This window comes from Lentibacillus sp. Marseille-P4043, from assembly GCF_900258515.1.
GTDB lineage: Bacteria > Bacillota > Bacilli > Bacillales > Amphibacillaceae > Lentibacillus_C.
The window spans coordinates 452,056-478,619 of sequence record NZ_LT984884.1 but is presented as its reverse complement, the minus strand read 5'-3'; the positions used below and the strand labels follow the sequence as shown (position 1 = coordinate 478,619).

Here is a 26,564-nt window from a genome sequence, read left to right as displayed (position 1 = left end):
AATAACAAACATGGTGGATCGCAAAAATACATGCAGGGCTTGTGAAGGAACAGGAATGTTAGCAGATGATGAAGGATGGCAATATAATTGTAGTGTTTGTGGGGGAGATGGAATCCTTAGTCAAGATGATGCATCAAAGGGTGCTAGACTAATGTCGACCGATGAAAATAACCGATTGCTGGACTAGGACAATAGGATAAAAATAGGTAAAAAAAGAAGTAATCAATCGGAGAACTCTCCAATGATTACTTCTTTTTGGTTATTTATCTTTCATTCAGTTCGGATTCATCTGTCTGATGTTGATCCGTTTCCGTGTCATCTTCAGGTTGTGTTGCATTTTTACCATACATATACTCAGAAGAATCAACTGGTTCCCACTCATCATTTGGTGTATAGAATCTTAGTAGATCACCAAATAGTAGCTTATCTGAAAGCTTTAATTCATGTTGTACTTGTTCATTTTGTTCTTTCATTTCTTCTGTTTCTTCCATCTTTTCACCAGTGTCATTAGCGTAATAAGTTCCAGATAATTTACTATACTCTGGTGTAATAAAGTCACCATTACGGAACGTTACAAAGTCTTTGTGATCTTTTGAAAATAAGTCCGTACCAAATTGGATGTAATCTTGAGCATCAATTCCTACCAGGTGAAGTAATGTTGGCATGACATCAATTTCTCCTGAATATTCATGATTGATACCTTGCCCCTCAACACCAGGAACTTTAATCATAAATGGTACGCGTTGAAGTTGAGCACTCTTGAATGGTGTAATTTCTTCACCCGTAATTTGTTTCATTGCTTTGTTGTGATTCTCAGAAATACCATAATGGTCTCCGTAAATCATAATAACAGAGTCTTTGTATAACCCCGATTCTTTTAGATCATTAAAAAACTGTTCTAATGATTCATCCAAATAACGAGCTGTTTGGAAATACCTATCAACAGAAGGATCTCCAGTTTCTGCAGGTTCTATGGAAGTTTCGTCTGAATCAATTAAATAAGGATGATGGTTCGTTAGTGTTATCAAATGTGAATAAAATGGTTGTTCCAACGATTCAAGCATTGGCATGGATTCTTTAAAGAATGGCTTATCCTTCAAACCATAATTAATTACCTTGTCTTCAGCCATGTCATAATAACTGGAATCAAAGAACTTATCGATACCAAATTGTTTGTAAATTTCATCACGATTCCAGAACGATTTATTGTCACCATGGAATACTGCTGATGTGTAATCTTGTTGTTGTTTTAGAATTGCTGGAAGTGCTTGATACGTATTGTTACTTTTCGTTACGAAGGCAGCTCCCTGTGGTAATCCATAAATTGAATTATCTAAAATAAACTCTGCATCAGCTGTTTTTCCTTGTTCTGTTTGGTGAAAGAAATTGTCAAAGTACGTAAAGTTTTTACTTTGGTCATGAACCAATGAATTTAGAAATGGTGTTACTTCCTCACCATGTAATTTGTAATCGATCAAAAACGATTGAAATGATTCCAAATGAATTTTAATAATGTTCTTTCCTTTAGCGACACCGAAAAGTTCTTGATTTGGTTCAGCATACTTATTCTTTGTATAATTCTCCACTTCTGTAATATCGCTACTGTCTGCAAATACTCGTTGAGTTGATGAATGGATGCTTTGTGCAGCATCATATAATGCAAAATTGTATGAACCCAAGTATTTTACAATATAGTTTCGGTCAAATGTTCTTTTTAACAATTGTGGCCGGTCAATCTCTGCTAAGCCTAAGTTTACTGTAAAGACGATTACACCAACTGCCATAACGATTAATGGCTTTCTAACAGGCATGCGATTTATAGACCAGCTATGTCTGTTCCAAGCGAACAATGCAATTAGGATAATAACATCTAAAAAGTAAAATACATCATACCACTCTGCTAAACTAGCAATACTACCACCTAAGCTTCCGAAATTGTCTGTTTGTGTCAGTGTTGGTAGTGTTATATAATCGTTATTAAAGCGATAATATACAACATTTGCATAAAGTAGAAAGCTCATAAGAAAGTCGATAATGATTGTCCATATTCCCGCTCTTTTCCCTTTAGCAAATAGAGCGATACCTAGGAAAATTAATGCGGAACTCAATGGATTAATGAATAGTAGAAATTGTTGTAAACCATTTTGTATATCTAAATTAAATTCAAACTCATATATAACATAAGATTTTATCCATAGTAAAATTACCGCAACAAAAAAGAACCCCATTTTGGATGAAGGTATATTCTTCATTGTTTTTTCACCTCAAATTTTTTATTAAATATTTATGACCTCATTCCCGGTATTTTAAACCAATTTGAGGATAAATGCAAGTACTATACAAAAGTTACCAAAATGTTATAATAGCGGTGAAAAAGACTACCTGCCAATAGTAATTGACAGGTAGTTTGAAAAACATTAATGCGGCATTTGTCCTTGAACAGGAGCAAAGCTATTTTGGAATGTCTGCATATCTTGTTGTTGAAGTTGTGGTACTTGATAATATTGATTTTTATTTTGATATAAAAATACTTCATAGGCCATTTCAATCATATTTGGAACGCTATCAGCAAAAATACGTCTTAGTACAGGGTTGGTCATTTCCAATGCTGTCATGGTAAATGCGGACGCAGTTGATTTCAATGATCCCAGCATAAAACCAGATAAGCATTCATCATTCAACTCATTGACAGACTGACTTGGTGTCTTTGGTGCTGATGGCTGCATTCCATATACAACATTATTGTTTTGTTGCATTTCGTAGGACTGTGTTTTTACTGTTGGATCTTGACCAGTTTTAAATGTTTCCACAATTGTATTATATAGCTGTGTACAAAATGCACGATGTCGTTGTGCCATTGCCATTAACTCTTGATCTTGAATGTGTTGTTCATATAACAAATATTGTTCAAGTCCGCCTGTTAAAGTCGATAACGCCTCATGTGCATCAAACATATCATGTCCACCGTAATCCTGTTGTGATGGCATTTGTGGTGAACTTTGCAGGTTTTGTTGTTGATTTTGGTTTTGATTTAGCACGAAAAAACCTCCTAAAATTTGATCAGCGTTATTTTTTACTTTTCAGCAGAAATTATTCATAAGCAAGAGATAAGGAGCACCTGCAACTTCAACAATAATTGATCAAATTCTTTTAAGAACTAATAACTTCTTTAAATGCCTTTACCTTTTGTGTTGTCTCGTCTGTTAATTGCTTGACCATGACTACATTAGGCCTATCTTTTTTGGCTTCTGCAATGAGTGGATAGAGGCTTCTTTCAATGTCTTCATAGAATTCCGGGTATTTTTCCTCTACCTGTTTTTCAATTTGATCCCAATTTTCTTCCAGCTTTTTTCCAATCGCTTGAATATCTGTTGTGCTATCTGGTGATTGTTCAGTTTGGTTTTTCATTTCTTCTAAAGTGGCTAAAACGTTGTCGATGCTGCTGTTTATTTCAGAAACAATACTTGCACTTGTCTGGATATAGTCCTCAGTATTATTTTTATTTATTTGTTCCTGATTTCTTTCTGACTGCTCGTCACCGTTTGAAGCACATCCGGTTGTAATGATAAATAAAGAAGCAAATACACAATAAAAAAACTTTTTCATTTTGATCCTCCTATGTATATTGGGATATTTTCCTTAGTATGTTAAGCATGGAAAATTTTATACACATTTTTAGACCAAGGTGTAATAATAGCGAATAGTTTAACCATCGGAATAAATTGTTGTATAATTGTCAAAAAACAGATGATTTTGAGGGAGCGATTTTATGAACGATCAAAAGCCTATCCAAATTGACGAACGCATTTTCTTGATTGATGGTTTTGACCTAGGTGTTTCGAACCGTACAGGTACATATGTTATTGATGATGATATGCTGACATTAGTGGAAACAGGGCCAAGTCCATCGATTAAGCATATTAAAAAGGGATTGGACATGCTTGGCCTTTCGTTAGATCAGATCAAATATATAATTGTGACACATATTCATTTGGATCATGCTGGTGGTGCTGGTTTAATGATCAAAGAATGTCCAAATGCAAGTATAGTTGTTCATCCGAAAGGGGCGCGACATCTTGCTGATCCAAAACGATTAATTGCTGGTGCTCGGGAAGTTTATGGAGATAATTTTGAGAAGTTTTTTAAACCGATTGTACCTGTACCAGAGGAAAGATTGTTGGTGAAGGGGGAAGCAGAAACACTAAAAATTGGCCCGGAATGTACATTAACGTTTTTTGATACTCCTGGTCATGCCAAACACCATTTTAGTATTTATGACCCCGTCAGTAATGGAATTTTTACCGGTGACACAGTTGGAATCAGGTATGAACAATTGATCCGTGATGGCGTTGATTTATTTTTACCATCTACATCGCCAAATCAATTTAACCCCGTTGCAATGCGTAACGCGATAGAGCGAATACATAACATGGGCGTTGATCGGATTTATTATGGTCACTTTGGTATGACGGAAAAGGTGGATTATGCGTTAAGGCAAGCTTCAGAATGGCTTGCTATTTTTGAATATGAAGGTGAGGAGATCTTCAACCAAGGAAAAGGACATCAAGAACTTGCCGAAAGAATGCTACAACGTGTAAAGAAACATTTGCAAACGTTACACGTAGATGATGACCATGACGTTTACAAGATAATAGATGTTGATATGCATGTCAGTGCGCTGGGTATAATGGATTATTTTCACAAGAAAAGATAGTAGAAGGTTATTTATCATAAAACGAAAAGCAATGAATTCTAATCCTATACAATTCATTGCTTTTTTATTGCAAAAAATATTTTTTAGTTTTTACTAATTTGTCGTTCCCATTACCATGAAAACGATGTAAGCGCATCCAATTATTTCTGATTTGTCAAAAGTATCAAAAAAGTGAAAAATACATGTTGACTCTTTTGATAAAAAGTTATATGATAATTCGCAATATCATTATTAAAGCGATACAACAATATTTTGAACGCGATGACGGGAATAAAGGTATAAGTATCCGTATTCACAGAGATCTAGGGTTGCTGAAAGCCTAGAAATACATCTTATTCCGACATCTTCCCTGAGTGCTTAGCTGAACAGAGTTTTGACAAATTCTAATTAGGCTTAGCCGGGTGCCCCTAGTGCACCTGTTATCAAAGTAGGCTGATTACAGCCTCGTAAGGTAGTATTCGTAAGGATGCTGCAAACCTGGGTGGTACCGTGAAAAGGAAGGCTCTTTTCACCCCAAAAAATTCTGAACATATGCAGATTTTGGGTGTGAGAAGAGTCTTTTTAATTTATAAGATGCTAAGGAGGTATGGTGTAAGTGAAAACGGAGGTAAAGCGTGAAGAAGTGGATAGTGAAAAGAAGACAATAACTGGCGCCGATCTACTGATGGAAACATTAGAAGGGTTGGAAGTAGACACATTATTTGGTTATCCAGGAGGGGCTGTATTACCGATTTATGATGCTTTGTATCGTAGTAAGGCACCTTTTAAACACATACTTTCTAGGCATGAGCAAGGTTCCATTCATGCGGCAGAAGGATATGCTCGTGTGACCGGAAAACCTGGAGTAGTGTTTGCGACGTCCGGGCCGGGAGCAACAAATCTGGTAACTGGAATTGCTGATGCCATGATGGATTCATTGCCATTGGTTGTGTTCACAGGTCAGGTGGCCAATAGTGTGATTGGAACAGATGCATTTCAGGAGTCCGATGTCATGGGGATTACAACACCTATTTCCAAATACAATTACCAGGTAAAGCAGTTATCCGAATTGCCAAAGGTCGTTAACGAAGCATTTCATATTGCAACTACTGGAAGACCTGGACCTGTTGTAGTAGATATTCCTAAGAATATATCCACAGCAGAGTCATCGAATAAATTTGAAGGTAATGTTTATTTACCTGGATATCAGCCAACAACAAAGCCGAATCCATTACAAATTGTAAAACTGGCAGATGCATTGTCAAAGGCAAAGAAGCCATTGGTGCTAGCAGGTGCAGGTGTTTTATTTGCAAAGGCTTCGACTGAATTAAAGGAATTTGTTGAGAGCTATCAATTACCCGTAACAAATACGTTACTCGGCTTGGGAAGTTTCCCTGGATCCGATCCATTGTTTCTTGGGATGGCGGGAATGCATGGACGTTACGCTGCTAATATGGCGATATATGAGTGTGATCTGCTACTAAATATTGGAGCAAGATTCGATGACCGATTAACTGGGAAGCTAGAACACTTCGCCCCACAGGCAAAGGTGGCACATATAGATATTGATCCAGCTGAAATAGGTAAGAACGTACACACTGAGATTCCGGTCGTTGCAGATGCGAGACAGGGGTTAATAGCTTTAGCAAACAGTTCAATTTCAATGCCAGATCATAAGGAATGGTTAGATCAATTACAAAACAGTAAACAGCGTTATCCGTTTTGGTATGAGCGATCGGCAGACTTAATGTCACCGCAATGGCTAATTGAACAGATATACGAAAAGTCCGGCGGTGATGCAGTTGTTACAACAGACGTTGGGCAGCATCAAATGTGGGCGGCACAATATTATAGGTTTAATAAACCAAATAGATGGGTTACATCAGGTGGACTTGGAACGATGGGATTTGGTTTTCCAGCAGCGATTGGAGCTCAATTAGGTGCACCCGAAGAGTTAGTTATTTCAATTGTTGGCGATGGCGGATTTCAAATGACATTACAAGAGCTTTCCATTATAAAAGAAAGGAATTTACCAGTCAAAGTTATCATTGTAAATAATCAGGCATTAGGAATGGTCAGACAATGGCAGGAGAGCTTTTATGATAAGCGATATTCTGAATCGGTACTCGCAACGAATCCAGACTTTGTAAAGCTCGCTGAAAGTTATGGTATTCGTGGGATAAAGGTTGATTGTGAAGAGGACGTGAACGACATGCTAAACGATATATTTACCTATGAAGGACCTGTCGTCGTTGATTGTCGTGTGGTAAAGGAAGCGTGTGTTTATCCAATGATTGCCCCTGGGAAAGGGATTCATGAAATGATTGGGGTGACAAAATGAAGCGCATTATAACAGCTACCGTCCAGAATCGAAGTGGTGTCCTTAATCGCGTTACAGGAATGTTGTCAAAGCGCCAATTTAATATTGAAAGCATATCTGTAGGAAGTTCGGAAACAGAAGGTATATCTAAAATGACGTTAGTTGTTGATGTAAGTGATCATCAAAAATTAGAGCAACTAACAAAGCAGCTTAATAAACAAATAGATGTGATCAAAGTGTCAGATATTACCGATAAGGCTATGGTGGCCAGAGAACTAGCCCTAATCAAAGTGGTAGGTAGTGGTCAAGTGCGGGCTGAAATCCAAGGTGTAATATCCCCCTTCCGTGCATCGATTATTGATGTTAGTAAGGATAGTTTAACAGTACAGGTAACCGGTAAACCAGATAAGGTCGAGGCCCTAATTACCTTATTAAGACCTTATGGAATTAAGGAATTAACAAAGACAGGAATGACTGCTTTCCTCAGGGGACAACAACAAAATGTGACGGAAATTAATTATTTATCTATTTAGTTATCTGAACAATTTAAATTAATTTAAAATAGAGAGGATGCTTAAATATGTCAAAAGTACTTTATGAACAGGACATTCAAAAAGAGGTATTACAAGGAAAGAAAATTGCAGTAGTAGGTTATGGATCACAGGGGCATGCACATGCATTAAATCTTCGTGATAGTGGCTATGATGTTGTGGTTGGACTAAGACCTGGTAAGTCGCAGGTAAAGGCTGAGGAAGATGGTTTTACTGTTGAGACGGTCGCGAACGCGGTTAAGCAAGCAGATGTTGTCATGATATTGCTTCCTGATGAGCTACAAACAGCTGTGTATAACGAAAGTATTAAACCAAATTTAGAGGCTGGAAATGCGATTGCTTTTGCCCATGGATTTAATGTTCATTTTAGTCAAATTGTTGCACCTGAAGATGTGGATGTATTCCTTGTAGCACCAAAAGGACCAGGTCATTTGGTGCGGAGAACATATGAAGAGGGTGCGGGTGTCCCAGCTTTATATGGTGTAGAACAAGATGTGACCGGTCATGCAAAAGAACTTGCATTAGCATATGCACAAGGTATCGGTGCTGCAAGAGCAGGTGTGCTTGCAACAAGCTTCCAAGAAGAAACGGAAACAGACCTATTTGGGGAGCAAGCTGTTTTATGTGGTGGCCTTACTAACCTAATTAAAGCAGGATTTGAGACATTAACAGAAGCAGGCTATCAACCAGAAGTTGCTTATTTTGAATGTTTACATGAAATGAAGTTGATTGTTGATTTGATCTATGAGGGCGGACTTGAAAATATGCGTTATTCTATCTCAGATACAGCACAATGGGGCGATTTTGTTTCTGGACCGCGTGTCGTAAATGAAGAAACGAAACAACGAATGAAAGAAGTTCTTGCTGATGTGCAATCAGGGGAATTCGCTAAAGGCTGGATTTTAGAAAACCAAGCGAATCGTCCTAAATTTAATGCCACTAATGCAAAAGAAAATCAACTGCCAATCGAAAAGGTAGGAAGGGAGTTACGTGAGTTAATGCCTTTTGTAAAACAGCCATTGCAAAATAAGCAAAAGGATGTGAAAACATATGTCACAAATTAAGATTTTTGATACGACATTGAGGGATGGCGAGCAATCACCGGGTGTAAATCTTAACCAACTTGAGAAATTGGAAATAGCTAAACAATTAGAGCGCTTCGGAGTTGATCGGATGGAGGCAGGGTTCCCTGCTTCCTCTAAAGGGGACTTTAATGCAGTAAAAACGATAGCGGAAACAATAAAGGAGACATCCGTTACAGGCCTTGCAAGAGCGGTAAAATCCGATGTTGATGCTTGTTGGGAAGCGCTAAAAGGGGCTGAGGATCCTTGCTTGCATATATTTCTAGCAACTTCACCTATTCACATGACATATAAATTAAAGAAATCGCCACAACAAGTAATTGATACGGCTGTTGATATGGTAACGTATGCCAAACGGAAATTTTCTCAAGTGGAATGGTCAGCAGAAGATGCTTCCCGTTCCGATTTGGACTTTTTGGCACAAATTATTGAGCGTGTGATTGATGCTGGGGCAACCGTAATCAATTTACCTGATACGGTGGGGTATGCTACACCACTGGAGTACGGAAATATGTTTCGTTATATCAAAGAAACAGTACCAAATATTGATCGTGCCCAGCTTTCCTGCCATTGTCATAATGATCTGGGAATGGCTGTAGCGAATTCAATCGCAGCAGTGGAAAATGGTGCCACACAGATAGAAGGAACGATTAATGGAATTGGTGAACGGGCTGGCAATGCTGCTTTAGAGGAAATTGCAGTAGCATTGAAAATCCGTTCTGACCATTATCCATATACAACGGATTTAAAATTAAATGAAATTAAACGCACGAGTGACCTTGTCACAAAATTAACAGGTATGTATGTGCAAGCGAACAAGGCAGTAATCGGCCGCAATGCGTTTGCCCATGAATCAGGCATCCATCAAGACGGTGTTTTAAAAAATGCAGCCACTTATGAAATCATCACACCAGAAATGGTTGGTGTTAACTCGAATACTTTATTCTTGGGGAAACATTCAGGACGTCATGCATTTAAAGACAAGGTAGAAGAGCTTGGATACGAACTCTCCGATGAAAAGCTTAAAGAAGCATTTAATTTATTTAAACTTTTGACAGACCGAAAAAAAGAAGTGACGGATGATGATTTATTTACAATTTTGATGGAAATCCAAACCGATACTTCAAAAGTAGATAAATATCAATTGGAAATGTTCCAGGTCCAATATGGTACTGCTAACATTCCAACGGCCACCGTAGTTTTACAGAATCCAGATGGAGAATCCGTACAAACTGCCTGTACTGGTCAAGGAAGTGTGGAGGCTCTGTATAAAACATTGGATGCCCTTATTAAAGAGAATTTGCAACTTGTAGACTATCAACTTAATTCTGTTGGTCGCGGAAAAGATGCACTAGCCGAATCACACGTTCAGCTCGTAATTAATGGAGAACCAATGAATGGAAGAGGTTCAGCACAAGATGTGATCGAGGCCTCGGCGAATGCTTTCTTGAATGCCGTAAATCGCTATATTATTCAACAAAAAGCAACGAAAGAAAAGCAAGCTGTAAAATAAATGCTTTGTTCGCGTGGATTATTGCCATCTAACCCGCAGCCCGTATACATTTCGCTTTCCGGGGGCGGCTGATGAGCCTAAAAAATTGAGGAGGGGAGCGTATGAATAAACAAATTATTCTACTTCCTGGTGATGGTGTTGGGAAAGAAATTGTGGAGTCAGCAAAACTAGTGTTAAACACAGTTGCTAGTGAATTTGGTCATCGGTTTACATTTCATCAGCATGCTATTGGTGGAGATGCTATTGATCAATATGGAACACCTTTGCCGGAAGATACCATTAAAGCATGTCATCATGCAGATGCCGTTTTATTAGGTGCTGTTGGAGGGGCGAAATGGGACTCCCTTCCAGCCCATGTAAGACCTGAAAAAGGTTTACTTGGTATACGGAAGTCACTGGGGTTATTTGCTAATCTGCGCCCGATTAAAGGTTTTGCTCCTTTGTTGCATGCTTCCCCATTAAAAGAGGATGTGGTAAAAGGGAGCGACATTTTAATCATTCGTGAATTGACAGGTGGGCTATATTTTGGCAAACCAAGTGAAAGACGTGAAGATGGGAATGTGGTTGTCGACACACTGCATTATCAACGAAGTGAAATGGAACGGATTATTGATAAGGCGTTTCAAAGTGCTAGATTAAGAAACAAACATTTAACCTCGGTAGATAAAGCAAATGTATTGGAGTCAAGTCGGATGTGGCGTGAAATTGTTAATGAGAAGAGTAAGAATTATCCGGATGTGACCGTTGAACATCTCCTTGTTGATGCAGCGGCAATGAAACTTATCACACAACCTGATCAATTTGATACGATCGTTACGGAAAATTTATTTGGCGATATTTTAAGTGATGAGGCATCCGTTTTAACAGGATCATTGGGGATGCTGCCATCTGCAAGTGTACGAACAGATGGCGTTGGACTTTATGAACCAGTTCACGGATCAGCACCAGATATTGCTGGTAAAGGTATTGCCAATCCATTAGGTATGATTCTATCCGCAGCATTAATGCTTAGACATTCTTTCCAAATGGATGAGGAAGCTGCTGAAATTGAGGAAGCTGTTAATGCTTGTCTTGATCAAGGTTACCATACTGCTGACTTGCAAATGAAAGATGGAAAGCTAGTGGGCACAAAAGAAATGACAGAAACTGTGGTGGAGAATCTAACGACAAAAAGTGTTTCAAATAGCATTTGTAGTATGTATGTCTAATTGATGGAGGTGTATAAAATGGGAAAGCCTGAAACAATCATACAAAAGATTTGGAATAAACATGTCGTGCACAAAGAAGAAGAAAAGCCAGATTTACTTTATATTGATTTGCATTTGGTTCATGAAGTAACCTCTCCTCAAGCTTTTGAGGGGTTACGCTTGAACAATAGAAAAGTACGACGCCCAGATTTAACTTATGCCACAATGGATCACAATGTGCCAACTAGAAATCGGGACGTGGTAAATGATCAAATTTCAAAAAAGCAAATGGAAACATTGAAAAAAAACTGTGTGGAGAATGGCATTACTCTAGCAGATATGTACCATCCGGATCAAGGCATTGTTCATGTGATTGGTCCGGAACTAGGGCTAACCCAGCCAGGAAAGACAATTGTCTGTGGGGATAGTCATACATCCACACATGGAGCATTCGGCGCATTGGCTTTTGGTATCGGTACAAGTGAAGTGGAACATGTGCTAGCAACCCAAACATTATGGCAAGAACGCCCAAAGACATTAAATGTGCATGTGGAAGGTGAGCTAGGACCGGGAGTGACGGCGAAGGATCTAATTTTGGCCATTATTGCTAAGTTTGGGGTGCGTTTTGGAACTGGTTATGTCATGGAGTATACGGGTACGGCGATTCGGAATCTTTCCATGGAAGAACGCATGACTGTATGTAATATGTCAATTGAGGCTGGTGCGAGAGCGGGCTTAATTAGTCCTGATCAAAAAACAATTGATTTTCTAAAAGGAAGAGCTCACGTACCTCAAGGGGATACGTACGACAAATTAGCGGATGAGTGGCGAAATCTAGCAACAGATGAAGGGGCGGTCTTCGATAAAACCGTAACTATTAAGGCAGAAGAGATTGAACCACAAGTATCGTGGGGAACTAACCCTGGTATGTGTGTCCCAGTTAATGGAACAACACCTGACTTAAGTCAAGTTGATTATCAGGAAGATGTTGAGCGGGCATTGGAATATATGGGACTAAAGGAAAATCAGCCGATAACTTCAATTGAGATTGATCATGTTTTTATTGGGTCTTGTACAAATTCAAGGCTAAGTGATCTACAAAAGGCTGCAGCAATCATTGAAGGGAAGCAAGTTAAAGAAAACGTGAGAGCGATCGTTGTACCTGGTTCCTTCAGCGTTAAATTGCAAGCAGAGAAACAGGGGCTGGACGCTATTTTTAAACAGGCTGGTTTTGAATGGCGAGAGGCTGGTTGTAGTATGTGCCTAGCGATGAACGATGATATTGTTCCACCTGGGGGAAGATGTGCATCGACATCCAATCGTAATTTTGAAGGAAGGCAAGGGAATGGTGCGCGGACACATTTAGTTAGTCCAGAAATGGCGGCAGCTGCTGCGATAGAAGGCCGTTTTGTGGATGTCCGCCAATTTGCTGGAGTGCTTCATTAGGAGGGGGAAGAATGGAAGCTATACAAGAGCATAAAGGGCTGGTTTATCCGTTGAACCGTACGAATGTTGATACAGACCAAATCATACCAAAGCAATTTTTAAAACGGATTGAGAGAACTGGATTTGGGCAATTTTTGTTTTATCATTGGCGGTTTGATGATGAAGGAAATAAGCGGGAAGATTTTGAGTTAAACAAGTCTAAATATGATGGTGCATCCATATTAATAGCAGGAGAGAACTTTGGCTGCGGATCTTCCAGAGAACACGCACCATGGGCATTATTGGATTATGGATTTCAAGTTGTTATCGCTCCTAGCTTTGCGGATATCTTTTATAATAATGCCTTGAAAAACGGGATAATACCGATACAAATGGAGCAAGGACAGTTAAACCAATGGATGCGCCAAGCGGAGGTATTCAAGTTAGTATTACAGGTAGATTTGAAGAATCAAAAAATAATAGATGTTGATCAAAATGAGGTGCATTTCGATATTCCGGCGTATCATAAGGAAAAATTGCTAAATGGCTGGGATGAAATAGCATTGACATTGCAGCATGAGGATGAGATTAATGCATTCGAAAAAATAGTAGAATCATATTAAGGAGAGTGAGATAATTGGGGATTGCTTAACAGGTGAAAAAGTTCATACTGCGATGGAACGTTTAACTCCCATCGTTCACCGCACACCATTACTGACATCAGCAACAACTAATAAGTTAGTTGGCAAACAGGTTTATTTTAAGATGGAAAACCAGCAAAAAACAGGCGCGTTTAAATTTAGGGGTGCAAGCTTTAAGTTAATGCAACTGTCACAAGACCAATTGAATAAAGGAGTTATTACTGCTTCGGCAGGGAATCATGCACAAGGTGTTGCTCATGCCGCAGCTAAATTAGGTGCCGATGCGACAATATTTATGCCGGAAAAAACTCCACTTGCCAAGGTGAATGCAACACGCAATTATGGTGCTGACGTTGTACTTACAGGTGAGACATTTCAAGAAGCATATGAAGCCTCCATGAAAAGACAGATGCAAAGTGGATCTGTTTATATACATCCATTTGATGATTATGATGTTATGGCAGGTCAAGGTACAATGGCGATGGAAATGCTCAGACAAGAGGATCGAATGGATACGATCGTTGTCCCGATTGGTGGCGGTGGTCTAATAAGCGGAATAGCCGTTGCTGCTAAACATGTAAATCGTAATATCAAAATAATCGGGGTCCAAGCAAGTGGGGCACCTGCCATGTACGAGAGCTATCACACTAACAAAAGAAAGAATTCGAACGATGTATCGACAATCGCAGAAGGCATTGCAGTTAAACAACCTGGAAAGAATACTTTACCACTTATACAGGAATATGTAGATGATATTGTTACCGTAACAGATAACGAAATTGCTTCAGCGATCGTTTATATGTTAGAACGTAATAAAACATTGATTGAGGGAGCTGGGGCTGTTTCTTTAGCTGCTCTGTTTAAATATCGAAGTCAAATGAAGTCTAAACATTGCGGCATCATAGTTAGTGGCGGAAATATGGATATTAATACATTGCCAACGATTCAACAATTGGCAGAAAAGATGCGTTTTCCAGCATAAAGCGAAATGCCTTTTTCTAAAGGATTGGGACTGTGCCACTCGCTCCATCGAAGACATTTGTTGTTTCTTACACAATAGATATAAACTGCGACATAACTAGGAAGTTGCTCTCCCGCCGTTCCGGAAATACACTTCGCTTTCCGCGGGCGGCTGCTGAGCCTCCTCGAGCTGGGTGCTCGCCTGAGTTGCAAGTAATTTCGGTGAAGTATCGCTCCTCGCAACTCGAAGCTTATTCGGTGGAATTTTCGCTCGTCGCTCTGCGGGGTCTCACCTAGGCCTTTCCTCCCGCTGGAGTCTCCGTGTATTTCCTTCACTGTTTTATTTTTTCGACTACCATCTATTAGTAAAGGGATATAAATACGAATAAGATGGGTGATTGGAGCGGAGGGCAGTCGACTCCTGCGGGAACAGCACGTGTCTGAAGACCCCGCAGGAAGTGGTTTTCTTCCGAGGAGGCTGAAGCCGTGCCCGCGGAAAGCGACTGCCTGCAGCGGAAATCACGTTGCTGTTACGTTTATATCAACTATGAAATTAAAAGGGCAACAAACATTACGAAAAATATTAAAATGCCTGTCACCGTATTTCGGGCTGACAGGCATTTTAATATTTTTCGTACATAATTTTTCACCGATTGAAGCTTACATTAAATGGGTGATTATTCATTCTGTTGTAATGGAAACTATCTTATGCACGTCTTAGTTCATGTACCCAAACTTCCAAATCAGGATCCCAGACTGCACCGTGATGAATGGATGTAAGTCCATGTTTGTACTCATCCAAACTTTCGTAGCCTTCCTGTCTCGCATTTTCTTCGGTTACATTGCCAAGCTTTTGCGGGTAAATATTTTCCACAATAAATGGATGACCATCTAATGTTACCGTATCACCGGGATCTGCATACCGGTCATTCCGGCGTACAGAAGTTTTTTCACCTTTGACTATTTTGTCAATATCCTTTTGAATGGAAACGAGCTTATTTATATCATACTTTTCTGGCCATGTTTGTTTATTGTTATCCATTTATATCCGCTCCTTATGAGTATGATATTCCCTTGTAAGAAGTCATGAAACACATTAATCGAACTTTTACTGCTTTTCTTCTGTTTTCATAAAAGTGAGGATAAAGAAGAAAATGAAACTTAACAGCAATATAGAACCGCCAACGATAAAGAAGACCGTATCAACAGTTTCGTTTAAATTGAATGGCTTCAGGTAATACAGCCACATTCCAATGGTTAATCCAGCTGCTCCAATAATTGCTGACCAAACATGTAGTGTGGCTATAACCGTTTTCGCAGGTGTAAAAACTTTATAATATACAGCCCATGCAAATAGGGTTAACCACCCAACAACAAGAATGTGGGCATGTACTGTTTTAAATTGGTAGCTTCCTGATCCTGCCATATGTGAACCTAAAAAGGCACCTATTACAGCAAACAAAGCTGAAAATCGCAGTAGGACTTTACTATATTTAGACAAAAATAATCTCTCCTTTACTATAATTCCATATCTATTAGAATAGATTATGAATATGAACGGAAGATGAACGAAAGATTACATTTGCACGTGCTGAGGATATAACTGTCCCATAATTTCTTCAATCTTTTGCAAAGCGTCCTCAACATTCTTTGCGTGGATATGCACCTTTTTGTTATCTGGATATTGTTGTGCAGCATACTCATATCGTGGGTCATAATAATATTCAAGCAATAATTTAACTGCTTGTGAATAATCACCGTTTTGCAAATCCTCGTCAATTTCCTTAGCAATCGGGGTATGAATCCGCTTTTTTATAATCTGAAATGCCTCCAAGAACGCCTCGGGAGAATTCCATGGCTGATAATCATCTAGTATATTCTTGATCCGTTCCTCGACTGGGAGGTCAATAAAAAGTTGCATTCCTTTTTCCTTTTTTTCATAAAGGAAATCTGGAAGTGTTACTTTGCCAATTCGTTTGCTTTCACCCTCCAAAAATACAAATGATGCATCTTGGTAGTCTAGCATTTTTTGGACTAACTGTGACTCGAATTTCTTTTGATTACTTGGTTCAAGTCCAATTTGCCCAAAAATGGATCCGCGATGACTGGCCATTCCCTCTAAGTCAAGAACAGGATAACCATTTTCGGATAGCTGTTTGAGGATTGCGGTTTTACCTGTCCCTGTGTAGCCATTCAACACATACAAGTCGGGTTTGAAATTTTGCTTATCTAACTCATTAACTACCCATTGACGATAAGTTCGAAAGCCACCAGTTAACCGGGTCGCTTTGACTCCCATTAAATCAAGTACGGTTGCTGCCGTTTTACTTCGCATTCCACCACGCCAGCAGAAAACGGTTTTGGGTGCCTCGATTTTTCGAAATTCAGCAATGAAATCGGGTAGCTTTGCAGAAAAAATTTCAAGTCCTCGTTCTTTTGCAGCTTCTGGCCCCACCTGCTTATAAATCGTTCCTACTTCTGCTCGTTCGTCATTGGTGAAAATAGGAATATTAATGCTGCCTGGTATCGTTGCATCATGATATTCTTTTGGTGAACGGACATCAATTAATGCATGACTTTCCTTGTTTTGCAAAGCAAATAGGTCCTGTAGTGCTATATCTTGAAACATCGAATACGTCACTTCCTTACAATCAAACTATTGAACAGTAATCTGTCCATTCTTTCCTTCGACAATTTCGCCAATTATTTCTGCTTCGACACCTTTTCCCTGTAAATCCGTAAGAAGTGAATCAGCATCTTCATTGGCCACCGAAATAAAAAGTCCGCCAGATGTTACTGCATCACACAAAATCCATTTATCAATTTGATCCATTGTTTCCGAGAAAGTTACGATATCTTTCACATGGTCAAAATTATTTTTCGTTCCACCTGGTACTGCGCCAGATTCAGCAAGTTCTTTCACTCGTGGCAAGATAGGTACTTGCTCAGCATTGATTTGGATTTCTACGTTACTTCCTTGAGCCATTTCTGATGCATGACCAAGTAGCCCAAAGCCAGTAACATCTGTACATGCATGCACATCATATGCCCCCATTGTTTCAGAGGCTGTTTTATTCAGTGTTGTCATAACCTCTGTAACACGATTGACTTCTTCCTCGTTGAGTAAATCATTTTTAATTGAAGTTGAGTAAATTCCTACCCCAATTGGTTTTGTCAAAATAAGTTTATCACCAGGTTTTGCCCCAGTGTTAGTTCTTACTTTATCAGGATGAACGGTACCTGTAACAGCAAGTCCAAACTTTGGTTCCTTATCATCAATAGAATGTCCGCCAACAAGTGCTACGCCAGCTTCTGCCAATTTGTCCCCAGCACCACGCAATATTTCAGCTAGAATGCTTTTATCTAATGAAGAAATCGGAAAAGCAACGATGTTAAGAGCAGTTATTGGCGTTCCACCCATTGCATATACATCGCTAATCGCATTTGCTGCAGCAACTTGACCGAATGAATAAGGGTCATCGACAATCGGTGTAAAAAAGTCTACAGTCTGAACCAATGCGGTGTCATCGTTTAGTTTATATACACCAGCGTCATCACTTGTGTCTAGCCCAACAAGTAAATTGGGATTTTGAACGGTTGGCGGCAAAGAACGCAACACCTGGGATAAATCTGCCGGTCCTATTTTACAACCGCAGCCTCCTTTAGATGAAAGTGAAGTAAGTTTTATTGAATTTGCCATTTGTGATCATCCTTCCATTAAACACAATATTATATAACGAGATATGTTAATTTTAACACACGGGAAATCTATATGCCGTTTCCCTGCATTGTAAAAGGTTCAAAAAGGCTCTATTCATAATGTTTGTTGCTTTTTAATTTCGTAATTGATAGAAAATGTGACGTAACTGCCGGGCTCTTTTCCGTAAGTACGTTCATTTCCCGCCGTCCGGGGTCGTTCCGGGTGGATGCTTTCCGCGGGCACGGCCTCAGCCTCCTCGGAAGAAAACCACTTCCTGCGGGGTCTTCGGACACGTGCTGTTCCCGCAGGAGTCACCACCCTCCACTCACCCGGACTAGCGAAGCGGTAGAATGTGGCTTGGTAGAACACATAATACTACAGTAAACGGTAGTAAATGCAATACCAGCGAAGGAAATACACGCAGACTCCTGGGGGAAGAGAGGCATCGGTGAGACCCCGCAGAGCGACGAGCAAAACTCCCACCGAGTATGCTTCGAGTTGCGAGGAGCGCTACTTCACCGAGATTACTTGCAACGCGACGAGCACCTAGCACGAGGAGGCTCAACAGCCGCCCCCGGAAAGCGAAGTGTATTTCCGTAGCGGTGATTATTGCGCATTATATATATATTGTGTAAAAAACAACAAATGCCTTCGATGGGAAGAGTAATCGCGGTCCCAATCTCTTAGAAAACTGCCTATTTCAAAAAAATGAGGTGACTAGCGTTAACAGAAGATAAAATTCATTGTTGACAAACATAGTGTATTAACCATATAATACACCTCAAGGGCGTATTAACTGCTTAATACATATTTTTATAACCTTAGTGTATTAATCACATAATACACGTTAAAAAGTTACACATCTAAGAAATATAGGAGCTGTGTCTATGAGGAACGTGAATTTTAATAATCGGGATCCTGTATATGTACAGGTTGTTCGTCACTTTAAAGAAGAAATCGCAACAGGCATGCTTGAGCCAGGACAGGAAATCCCATCACGACGAGAATTAGCAAACAAATTGAAGATAAATCCAAATACTGCGCAACGAGCATATAAGGAAATGGAGGAAGAAGGCTTGATTTATACAGAACGAAACTTGCCTAGCCGCATTACGAAGGATGAACAGATCTTAGGGGCGGTGAGAGAAGAGCTTATTTTAGAAGCGGTGGAATCCTTTGTAAGCTCCATCCGTTCTATTAATGTCCCAGTTGAAGAAGTAATCGATATGGTGAAAGAAAAATATACAGAAAGCAATGAATAGGAGGGTTATCACATGATTGAAATAAAAGACCTCAAGAAAAAGTTTGGTCGCAAGCAGGTACTACATGATGTTTCATTCACAGCGAATAAGGGCGAAATCACATGTTTGATCGGAATAAATGGTGTGGGGAAAACAACGATTTTAAATGCAATCATGGCGCTAACACCGATTAATGGTGGACAAATTTTAATCAATGGGGAAAAAATCAATAAACACAGCTTCGAGAAAGTAACCTTTATTCCCGACGCAATTACCATGTTATCGCAAATGCGAATAGCAGACGCAATGGACTTTATGAATGATTTTTACGACTGCTGGAATCAGGAACGTGCAGTAGAATTACTCGGATTTTTCAAGTTAAAAGAAACCGACCGAATTTCTGATCTATCGAAAGGTAACACAGCAAAAGTGAATCTATTACTCGGCTTAGCAATGGATGTTGATTTCATATTAATGGATGAACCATTTTCTGGGATTGATATGTTTAGCAGGGAACAAATTGCTGACGTATTTACTAGTCATTTAATTGAAGATCGAGGGGTAATCATCACGACCCATGAAATTAACGACATTGAACACTTAATCGATAAGGTAGTGTTGTTAGATAATGGAAGTGTATTGAAGCAATTTAATGCAGAAGAGGTCCGTGAAGAGGAAGGAAAATCCGTAGTTGATGTCATGAGAGAGGTGTTTCAAGGATGAAGCGATATATGAAACTGGTTAATTTCGAGTTCAATCGGTTTGTAAAAATTTACGTGGTCCTGTTGGCAATCACGATTATTGCTCAGATCGCTGGCGTAATTGTCAAATCGAGAGGTTACTTAGCAGAAGCAAATGAAGCTATTAATGAAGATATGATACCAAAAGCGCAATTTCTATCGGAGACGGGGCCGATGAGTTTGCCGCAAGTTGTTAGAAGTGTATGGTTCCTTGGACCAATTGCATTGTGTATTGCAGCGATAGCATTTTACATCTTTTTCATTTGGTATCGTGATTGGTTTGGGAAAAACACGTTTATCTATCGACTACTGATGTTGCCAACTGCAAGATTAAATGTGTTCTTTGCCAAAATCACCACAATCTTAATAACTACATTTGGTTTTGTCGCAGTTCAATTAATTTTATTGCCAATTGAAAGTACTGTTTTAAAATGGATGGTGCCAAAAGAGTTTCGCATGGATATGGGTATAAAGGATATCATTGGCAATATGCCCGAGTTGACCCTTATTATTCCGCAAAGTTTTATCGAGTTTATTCTTTATTATGGTGCCGGCTTGATGGCGGTTGCTGTCCTGTTTACGGCAATACTTTTTGAACGGAGCTATCGTTTGAAGGGGGTTTTTATGGGAATCATATACGGTGTTGTGGCTGTTGCTGTTTTCCTTGCCCCTATTCTGATCGAAAAATTTTTACAAATAAACTATTTCTATCCGCTGGAAATGCTGGCACTGGAGACGGTTATGGGGCTAATCGTTCTTGCAAGTTCCATTTGGATGAGTGGATTTTTATTAAATAAAAGAATCAGAGTGTGAGGAGGGAATATCATGATGAAAAAATATTGGAAGGCCATTGCTATTTTGATAGTAATCGTACTATCTATTGGAACGTATTATATCCATTCCATTGTGTCAGCAAGCCAATATCCGGAATTTGTTATTAAAAAGCAAAGTGGCGATGAAAAGGAAATAGAAGGGCTAAATGTAAGTGGTAGCTACCAAGTTGGTTCAACTTACGAAAATTTGGAAATAACAGCGGATGGGTCGCTATATGATGGTGAACGTTCATTTTTTGACCGAATACAGGGAACGCAGCTTTTTATTGGACAACTGCGAAAAGAATATCGTAGTTTTATGCGTGGGAAAGGGTTTAATCCTGCTGCTTATTTTGAAAATGAAGATTTTCTTGCCTATGGGGATGTATCCTATCAAATTAGTTCACTACGGCCAAGAGATTATGACTTTGAGATTTCCATTTTGGATAAAAAGAGTGATAAAACAACTACATTTACTTTAGGTGTTCCAAACAGCGGGGACATCAATTATATCCAGGTCTTAGATGTACAAATGGTGAATGATAAATTAAAGGTGCTTACACATAATACATTGCAAGATTACAACAACTCCGAGTTTCATGTTTACGAATTTAATGTGGATACGAATGGGTTGACGGATGATGATACGATTATATCAGCGGCAGGACAATCAGGAACTAGAAAAACATATACAGATGTTTCTTTACTAAATGAAACAAATGTTATGAATGCCCATGAGTATGCTATTTTAAGCAAAATTGAAGGTGAACAGGTGCAACTTGAGGATGGGACGTATACATCAAAAGAAAAAAGTAATGGGCTGATTGCTTATAATTATAAAACAGGTAAGAAAGAAACAATTAAATTACCCGAAAAAATTCAGGGGCAGGAGTTTCATTCGTTTGATGGAACATCGGTCTATGGTGTTGAAATGAATCAGGATGGGATAGTGATCACACCGTATAATATCAAGAAACAAATAATTGATGAGGAAATCTCGATGCAATTATCTGTTTCAAATGATGTAAAACCATCCTTTGAAATTAGAGATGGCAAATTATATGCACTGCAACACCTTACCAATTTAAAGACAACAGCTAATTTGGTAGTAGCAGACCTTAAATCAGGTGAAACCTTGTATAAAGGGGAAATAATCAAGAAGGACCCAGCCGCTGGAAATGATGAGTATGAATTATTTTTGTCTAATGTGGTGATTCAGTAGAAGAAAAAACTAGCTTATGAAATTAATCATAAGCTAGTTTTTTTGATCAAGGTCAGTACCTAAAAGACTTTGTTTTGTTACACATAAGATAGAAAATGCAACACAGTTACAACGTTTTACCTGGTTATAATGTTGACTGAGTGCTAGGATCCACTCCGTCAGAATACGAAAGGGCCTTGATTAGTAAACCTCATAATTTTGTCCGGTTTGTGCGCCTAGGACGCTTTTCTTGTAAGCTAATGCAACGCGACTGGCAGGGACAGGGTCGAATCCTTGGAAGAATTTTTCTAACCTTTCCCATGATTCCTGAACGGCATTCGGACTCACGCTATTGATCCTAACTCCTCTAGGCATCTCAATTGCGGCTGATTTTACGAATGCTTTCACACCGCCATTAGCCATTGCTGCTGAGGCTCCTTGTCGTATTGGATCGTCCATCATGATACCAGTTGTTAAGGTGAAGCTTCCATTGTCACGAACATTGTTTAAGCCTAATAATACCAAGTTAATTTGACCTTTCAGTTTGCTTTCAATTCCCTTTTCATTTAGTTCGGGTGTTAATTCCGTGACAGTGGCAAAATTAGCGCCACCTGAAGCATTTACTACTGCATCGACATTGCCAACATTCTCGTACATATTCTTAATGCTGTCTACGGAAGTGAGATCAACCTGAACATCTGCGCCATTTCGCCCAGCACGGACGACTTCATGATCACCCGCCAATTTTTTTGTGATTTCTTTTCCAATTGTGCCACTAGCACCAACAATAAGTATTTTCATATGTTTTATACCTCTTTTCATTAGGCTGTTTTCGTAAACTTTGTTGCTTTTTAACTTCGTATATGAAGGATTATGTGCAATAGTGAATATTACAAGGACTTCAATTGTACTAATTAACAGAGGTGCTTGAATACGCTCCACCAGAATACTTCGCTTTCCGCGGGCACGGCTTCAGCCTCCTTGCCCCGGCGAGGGGTATGTCGACGTTGTCCGCAAAGGACGGTTTTAGTCGACCCTCCTTTTCAAACCACTCTGCGGGGTCTTCAGCTCGTGCTGGGGCTGCGCTAACTCGCCCCACCGAAAACCATTGTTCCCGCAGGAGTCTTCGTATTCTGTCTCCGCTGATAAGAATTTTCTGGATTGTGAGTAGTTGTTAATGATTTTAATATTAAGTGGCTTTCTTCTCCCACGAACAGAAAATCAGACTTAGGCTTGGGGGAAATGCGAGACTCCTGTGGGAAAGGAACTGTCTGAAGACCCCGCAGTGAGCGGTTTTTGCTCGCGAGGAGGCTGAAGCGTTCCCCACGGAAAGCGAGTATTTCCCCCAAGCCGCGATTTCCACTCATCTTGTAAAGAATGAGAGGAAGTCACATAAAAGTTACTGCGCATTATATAGCTTATGTGTCATAAACAACAAGTGTTTTCGGTGGGGCGAGTAATCGCAGTCCCAATCCTTTAGAAGACAGCCTTTCATTATAATTGTGAATGAAACTATTTTTGTTCTTTTGATTTATTGTACAAATCAAGTGAATATTAATAATGGAAAAGTTACAAAATGAATCACATCTGTAGATAAATGTATGTTAAAAAACGAAACTTATGCTTGCCTTTAGGGGATGTAAATATGGGGAAGAAAATTAAAAATGTAGCTGGGTCATGACTCAGCTACATTTTTATATATTTTATTAATCTTTTCATCTAATTGATCAAGATGAACAATCCTTGCTTCCCGTATATATTCTTTTCCATCAACGAAAAATAAAAGCACTGGTACGGTGAAGACAGAAAACAGACTGGCTACTTCCTTTACTTGTTCAGCATTAACATGACCTAGTTTGATTTTTGGATAATGAGTCATTAATTCATTCACTTGGGGAAATAAGCCATGACAGACACTGCAATTAGGTTGGGAAATAAACAGAAAGGTTAATGGATTGTTGTTTATGAAGTTTTTTAGCATTTCAATCGAGGTTAATTCTTCAAAATCTCCCAATTAAAAAACCCTCCAATTCTACGGTTGCATTGAAGTTGAAAAAGTAGTAATATATTTATATGTGATTGACTTAAATAAATCTAATAAAAATTATCCAATATTATCATACCACATTTGTATTTGGAAGTCAAAGAATAAATTACAGGGGTGAAACGGAGACGATATGATGCGTAGTAAAAATGAAAGTCGTGAAGCGGAACAGCGTCGGGTTGATAAGGTTATTGATGAGATTAACCAAAAAGAAGTGAAATTGTATGCAAAAGCTACTGGATTAAAAGAAAGTGTCATCGACCTTCGAAAAAACTTTTGGGACGATGTAACGGTTAATCTGGATGAACCTGACGATGTGATAGAAACCCAGGCAAGTATTAAACAGCAGGCAGAGCTATTATCAGAAAGAGAAAGGTTTCATGGCAAAATAGGAGAAGAGTTAAAGACATTAAAAAAACTTAAAAATTCCCCGTATTTTGGACGGATTGATTTTTGGGAAGAAAGAGAACCCGAGAGTGAACCAATCTATATTGGAATTTCCTCATTAATGGATAATGAGGACGAGGATTTTTTGGTTTATGATTGGCGAGCGCCGATTTCGAGCCTTTATTACGATTACTCTCCGGGTGAAGCTAAATATAAAACAGTTGATGAAACAATTAACGGTGAAATTACGCTAAAAAGACAATTTATTATTCGTGATGGCATAATAAATGGAATGTTTGATACCGGTGTAACAATTGGTGATCAACTTTTACAACAAGCGCTGGGCAATAATGCGAGTACGACAATGAAAAGCATCGTAGCTACTATTCAAAAAGAGCAAAATAAAATTATTCGCGATGAAAGAAATAAATTACTAATTGTTCAAGGTGTTGCTGGAAGCGGAAAGACATCCGCAGCACTACAACGAATTGCTTACTTAATGTATCGATATCGTGAAACGTTAACTCCTGAAAATGTTGTCCTGTTTTCACCAAATCCTTTGTTTAGCAGTTATGTCTCCAATGTACTTCCCGAATTGGGTGAAGCGAATGTGAAACAAACAACATTCCATGAATATTTAGAAGCAAAAGTTGGTGAACAACTATCAATAGAATCGCCATTTCAGTATATGGAATATAAGTTAGCCGGAGTACGGGATGACCAATATCGTACAAAAATGGAGAGTATTGACTACAAATCAAGTTTGAAATTTAAACAACATGTGGATGAATTTGTTGCTTATTTAGCGAATGAGGGGTTGCTTTTCAAAACTATTTCATTTCGTAAGCAAGTTCTTGTTTCAAAAGAACAAATTCAAGATTATTTTTATTCCTTAGATCCAGCTATTGCAATACCAAATAAAATGGAGCTTGTGACAAAATGGCTGCTTGCAGAAATACGAAAACAACAGCGGGAAGAGCAAAATAAAGACTGGGTTATGGAGCAAATTGAATTACTAGATAAAGAGGATTATTTAGAAGCATATAAGCACACACAAAAACAGGATCAGATGGAGGAATTATATGCATCTGGTTCGGAAGAGGAATTTTTACGAAAGGTAGTTGTAAAAAAGGTCTTTTCCGTGTTGAAAAAGCGAATAAAGCAATTTGAATTTGTTAATGTGTTTGCAACGTACCGAAAGTTTTTTAAAGAATGGAGTCCAAAAGAAGTGCCGGAACATTGGAATCGTATTAGTGAACAAACTGTTTCAGAGCTCTCCCGGAATTTTCTATCATGGGAAGATGCTGTGCCATATGCGTATTTTCAAGGCCAAATATTGGGGGACAGTGCTGATCGGTCGGTCCGCCATTTGTTTATTGATGAGGCGCAAGATTACTCACCATTCCAATTTGCTTATATAAAAAGCGTATTTCCTTATACGAAAATGACGTTGTTAGGTGATATTAATCAAGCGATATATACGCATGCCGTTGAAGGAAGTCCACTTATTCCAGAAAACTCACAAGAAAATCATGAACGAATTGTGCTCACAAAAAGTTATCGTTCGACAAAACAAATTGTTGAGTTCACAAAGTATTTTGCCCCTGCCGGAGACATAATTGAACCGTTTAATCGGGAAGGAACTAAGCCGGATCTTGTGGAAGTTAACGATAAGGTAGATATCAATAAAACGTTGCAAATAAAAATAGAGGAATTAAAGGGGAAGGGGCATGAGACGATTGCGGTTATCTGTAAAACGCAACAAGAAAGTGAAGCCACTTTTGCAATGTTAAAACCTGAGTTGCCTGTGAAACAGCTAAATGAAGCATCGCGTACTTTTGAAAAGGGGATATTGGTTCTTCCGGTTTATTTGGCAAAAGGCATTGAATTTGATGCTGTCATCATTCCAGATGCATCCGATCAGAAATATGCTTTGGAATCAGATCGAACACTTTTTTATACGGCCTGTACACGGGCGATGCATGAATTAACTATGATGCTAGCAGTTGGAGAAAAATCCCTATTTATCATGGAGGCTCCGCAAGACAAATACAATGTTGTTTAGTT

Annotated in this window: 24 protein-coding genes; 15 read left to right on the top strand and 9 right to left on the bottom strand. The window is 39.0% G+C overall.

Going from position 1 to position 26,564, the window contains the following annotated elements; genetic code table 11:
* The first annotated feature begins 10 nt into the window (after positions 1-10).
* On the top strand, positions 11-187 hold the full coding sequence (locus C8270_RS19675) for a hypothetical protein (RefSeq protein WP_158701574.1): 177 nt from the start codon (positions 11-13) through the stop codon (positions 185-187).
* A gap of 76 nt (positions 188-263) precedes the next feature.
* Here the strand turns inward: C8270_RS19675 and C8270_RS02565 are convergent, their stop codons facing one another.
* The 3 genes from C8270_RS02565 to C8270_RS02555 all read right to left on the bottom strand — a co-directional run bounded on the left by C8270_RS02565 (position 264) and on the right by C8270_RS02555 (position 3,606).
* Complete coding sequence (locus tag C8270_RS02565; RefSeq protein WP_106495157.1) at positions 264-2,252, bottom strand: LTA synthase family protein; 1,989 nt, start codon at positions 2,250-2,252, stop codon at positions 264-266.
* 165 nt (positions 2,253-2,417) lie between these two features.
* A complete protein-coding gene (locus C8270_RS02560; RefSeq protein WP_106498437.1) occupies positions 2,418-2,987 on the bottom strand; it encodes a spore coat protein in 570 nt (189 codons plus the stop codon).
* 163 nt (positions 2,988-3,150) lie between these two features.
* Positions 3,151-3,606, bottom strand: coding sequence for a hypothetical protein (locus C8270_RS02555; RefSeq protein ID WP_106495155.1), 456 nt, complete (start codon positions 3,604-3,606; stop codon positions 3,151-3,153).
* Positions 3,607-3,769: 163 nt separating this feature from the next.
* On the opposite strand from C8270_RS02555, the gene C8270_RS02550 reads away from it, so the two are divergent.
* The 9 genes from C8270_RS02550 to ilvA all read left to right on the top strand — a co-directional run bounded on the left by C8270_RS02550 (position 3,770) and on the right by ilvA (position 14,394).
* Positions 3,770-4,714: an MBL fold metallo-hydrolase gene (locus C8270_RS02550; RefSeq protein WP_106495154.1), complete on the top strand. Its 945-nt coding sequence runs from the start codon at positions 3,770-3,772 to the stop codon at positions 4,712-4,714.
* A gap of 595 nt (positions 4,715-5,309) precedes the next feature.
* On the top strand, positions 5,310-7,034 hold the full coding sequence (gene ilvB / locus C8270_RS02545) for an acetolactate synthase large subunit (protein ID WP_106495151.1): 1,725 nt from the start codon (positions 5,310-5,312) through the stop codon (positions 7,032-7,034).
* A complete protein-coding gene (gene ilvN, locus C8270_RS02540; RefSeq protein WP_106495150.1) occupies positions 7,031-7,546 on the top strand; it encodes an acetolactate synthase small subunit in 516 nt (171 codons plus the stop codon). Before ilvB ends, ilvN begins: the two co-directional genes overlap by 4 nt.
* Before the next feature lie 47 nt (positions 7,547-7,593).
* Positions 7,594-8,628, top strand: a complete 1,035-nt coding sequence (ilvC, locus tag C8270_RS02535) for a ketol-acid reductoisomerase (protein ID WP_106495147.1) — start codon at positions 7,594-7,596, stop codon at positions 8,626-8,628.
* Positions 8,615-10,159: a 2-isopropylmalate synthase gene (locus tag C8270_RS02530; RefSeq protein ID WP_106495144.1), complete on the top strand. Its 1,545-nt coding sequence runs from the start codon at positions 8,615-8,617 to the stop codon at positions 10,157-10,159. Before ilvC ends, C8270_RS02530 begins: the two co-directional genes overlap by 14 nt.
* 101 nt (positions 10,160-10,260) lie before the next feature.
* Positions 10,261-11,367 carry a 3-isopropylmalate dehydrogenase gene (gene leuB, locus C8270_RS02525; RefSeq protein ID WP_106495143.1) on the top strand — a complete coding sequence of 369 codons (1,107 nt, stop codon included), beginning with the start codon at positions 10,261-10,263 and terminating at the stop codon, positions 11,365-11,367.
* Positions 11,368-11,385: 18 nt separating this feature from the next.
* Positions 11,386-12,792 (top strand): 3-isopropylmalate dehydratase large subunit, encoded by a 1,407-nt coding sequence (leuC, locus tag C8270_RS02520; RefSeq protein ID WP_106495140.1) that lies wholly within the window; start codon positions 11,386-11,388, stop codon positions 12,790-12,792.
* Positions 12,793-12,803: 11 nt separating this feature from the next.
* Positions 12,804-13,394 carry a 3-isopropylmalate dehydratase small subunit gene (gene leuD, locus C8270_RS02515; protein WP_106495138.1) on the top strand — a complete coding sequence of 197 codons (591 nt, stop codon included), beginning with the start codon at positions 12,804-12,806 and terminating at the stop codon, positions 13,392-13,394.
* Between the two features lie 52 nt (positions 13,395-13,446).
* Positions 13,447-14,394 (top strand): threonine ammonia-lyase, encoded by a 948-nt coding sequence (gene ilvA / locus C8270_RS02510; RefSeq protein ID WP_106495135.1) that lies wholly within the window; start codon positions 13,447-13,449, stop codon positions 14,392-14,394.
* 684 nt (positions 14,395-15,078) lie between these two features.
* Here the strand turns inward: ilvA and C8270_RS02505 are convergent.
* From C8270_RS02505 to selD, 4 genes are all read right to left on the bottom strand, one after another.
* Positions 15,079-15,414: a hypothetical protein gene (locus tag C8270_RS02505; RefSeq protein ID WP_106495133.1), complete on the bottom strand. Its 336-nt coding sequence runs from the start codon at positions 15,412-15,414 to the stop codon at positions 15,079-15,081.
* 66 nt (positions 15,415-15,480) lie between these two features.
* Positions 15,481-15,873: a hypothetical protein gene (locus C8270_RS02500; RefSeq protein ID WP_106495130.1), complete on the bottom strand. Its 393-nt coding sequence runs from the start codon at positions 15,871-15,873 to the stop codon at positions 15,481-15,483.
* A 75-nt stretch (positions 15,874-15,948) separates the two neighbouring features.
* The gene (mnmH, locus tag C8270_RS02495) at positions 15,949-17,001 is read right to left on the bottom strand and encodes a tRNA 2-selenouridine(34) synthase MnmH (protein WP_106495129.1); all 1,053 of its coding nucleotides are present in this window, start codon (positions 16,999-17,001) and stop codon (positions 15,949-15,951) included.
* A 27-nt stretch (positions 17,002-17,028) separates the two neighbouring features.
* Positions 17,029-18,072: a selenide, water dikinase SelD gene (gene selD, locus C8270_RS02490; protein ID WP_106495126.1), complete on the bottom strand. Its 1,044-nt coding sequence runs from the start codon at positions 18,070-18,072 to the stop codon at positions 17,029-17,031.
* An 887-nt stretch (positions 18,073-18,959) separates the two neighbouring features.
* Here selD and C8270_RS02485 point away from each other — a divergent pair.
* The 4 genes from C8270_RS02485 to C8270_RS02470 are packed head-to-tail and all read left to right on the top strand — an operon-like array spanning position 18,960 to position 22,087.
* A complete protein-coding gene (locus C8270_RS02485; protein ID WP_106495123.1) occupies positions 18,960-19,334 on the top strand; it encodes a GntR family transcriptional regulator in 375 nt (124 codons plus the stop codon).
* A 12-nt stretch (positions 19,335-19,346) separates the two neighbouring features.
* Positions 19,347-20,036 carry an ATP-binding cassette domain-containing protein gene (locus tag C8270_RS02480; protein ID WP_106495120.1) on the top strand — a complete coding sequence of 230 codons (690 nt, stop codon included), beginning with the start codon at positions 19,347-19,349 and terminating at the stop codon, positions 20,034-20,036.
* An 8-nt stretch (positions 20,037-20,044) separates the two neighbouring features.
* Positions 20,045-20,866, top strand: a complete 822-nt coding sequence (locus tag C8270_RS02475; protein WP_325034721.1) for a hypothetical protein — start codon at positions 20,045-20,047, stop codon at positions 20,864-20,866.
* Between the two features lie 12 nt (positions 20,867-20,878).
* Entirely contained in the window at positions 20,879-22,087 is a 1,209-nt protein-coding gene (locus C8270_RS02470) for a hypothetical protein (RefSeq protein ID WP_106495115.1), read from the top strand.
* Between the two features lie 180 nt (positions 22,088-22,267).
* Here C8270_RS02470 and C8270_RS02465 read toward each other — a convergent pair whose 3' ends face one another.
* Complete coding sequence (locus C8270_RS02465; RefSeq protein WP_106498436.1) at positions 22,268-22,867, bottom strand: short chain dehydrogenase; 600 nt, start codon at positions 22,865-22,867, stop codon at positions 22,268-22,270.
* 874 nt (positions 22,868-23,741) lie between these two features.
* A complete protein-coding gene (locus C8270_RS02460) occupies positions 23,742-24,080 on the bottom strand; it encodes a thioredoxin family protein (RefSeq protein ID WP_106495114.1) in 339 nt (112 codons plus the stop codon).
* Positions 24,081-24,246: 166 nt separating this feature from the next.
* Between C8270_RS02460 and helD the strand changes: the two genes are divergently transcribed.
* Positions 24,247-26,562: an RNA polymerase recycling motor HelD gene (helD, locus tag C8270_RS02455; protein ID WP_106495111.1), complete on the top strand. Its 2,316-nt coding sequence runs from the start codon at positions 24,247-24,249 to the stop codon at positions 26,560-26,562.
* Positions 26,563-26,564 lie beyond the last annotated feature (2 nt).

Bases quoted from the DNA above. Each gene is read 5' to 3' on its own strand.
- leuB (WP_106495143.1), top strand. From the start codon at position 10,261: ATGAATAAACAAATTATTCTACTTCCTGGTGATGGTGTTGGGAAAGAA.
- leuC (WP_106495140.1), top strand. From the start codon at position 11,386: ATGGGAAAGCCTGAAACAATCATACAAAAGATTTGGAATAAACATGTC.
- ilvN (WP_106495150.1), top strand. From the start codon at position 7,031: ATGAAGCGCATTATAACAGCTACCGTCCAGAATCGAAGTGGTGTCCTT.
- C8270_RS02550 (WP_106495154.1), top strand. From the start codon at position 3,770: ATGAACGATCAAAAGCCTATCCAAATTGACGAACGCATTTTCTTGATT.
- C8270_RS02485 (WP_106495123.1), top strand. From the start codon at position 18,960: ATGAGGAACGTGAATTTTAATAATCGGGATCCTGTATATGTACAGGTT.
- C8270_RS02555 (WP_106495155.1), bottom strand. From the start codon at position 3,606: ATGAAAAAGTTTTTTTATTGTGTATTTGCTTCTTTATTTATCATTACA.
- C8270_RS02565 (WP_106495157.1), bottom strand. From the start codon at position 2,252: ATGAAGAATATACCTTCATCCAAAATGGGGTTCTTTTTTGTTGCGGTA.
- C8270_RS02470 (WP_106495115.1), top strand. From the start codon at position 20,879: ATGATGAAAAAATATTGGAAGGCCATTGCTATTTTGATAGTAATCGTA.
- helD (WP_106495111.1), top strand. From the start codon at position 24,247: ATGCGTAGTAAAAATGAAAGTCGTGAAGCGGAACAGCGTCGGGTTGAT.
- ilvA (WP_106495135.1), top strand. From the start codon at position 13,447: ATGGAACGTTTAACTCCCATCGTTCACCGCACACCATTACTGACATCA.
- selD (WP_106495126.1), bottom strand. From the start codon at position 18,072: ATGGCAAATTCAATAAAACTTACTTCACTTTCATCTAAAGGAGGCTGC.
- C8270_RS19675 (WP_158701574.1), top strand. From the start codon at position 11: ATGGTGGATCGCAAAAATACATGCAGGGCTTGTGAAGGAACAGGAATG.
- mnmH (WP_106495129.1), bottom strand. From the start codon at position 17,001: ATGTTTCAAGATATAGCACTACAGGACCTATTTGCTTTGCAAAACAAG.
- C8270_RS02480 (WP_106495120.1), top strand. From the start codon at position 19,347: ATGATTGAAATAAAAGACCTCAAGAAAAAGTTTGGTCGCAAGCAGGTA.
- C8270_RS02465 (WP_106498436.1), bottom strand. From the start codon at position 22,867: ATGAAAATACTTATTGTTGGTGCTAGTGGCACAATTGGAAAAGAAATC.
- leuD (WP_106495138.1), top strand. From the start codon at position 12,804: ATGGAAGCTATACAAGAGCATAAAGGGCTGGTTTATCCGTTGAACCGT.
- ilvC (WP_106495147.1), top strand. From the start codon at position 7,594: ATGTCAAAAGTACTTTATGAACAGGACATTCAAAAAGAGGTATTACAA.
- C8270_RS02530 (WP_106495144.1), top strand. From the start codon at position 8,615: ATGTCACAAATTAAGATTTTTGATACGACATTGAGGGATGGCGAGCAA.
- C8270_RS02505 (WP_106495133.1), bottom strand. From the start codon at position 15,414: ATGGATAACAATAAACAAACATGGCCAGAAAAGTATGATATAAATAAG.
- C8270_RS02475 (WP_325034721.1), top strand. From the start codon at position 20,045: ATGAAACTGGTTAATTTCGAGTTCAATCGGTTTGTAAAAATTTACGTG.
- C8270_RS02560 (WP_106498437.1), bottom strand. From the start codon at position 2,987: ATGCCATCACAACAGGATTACGGTGGACATGATATGTTTGATGCACAT.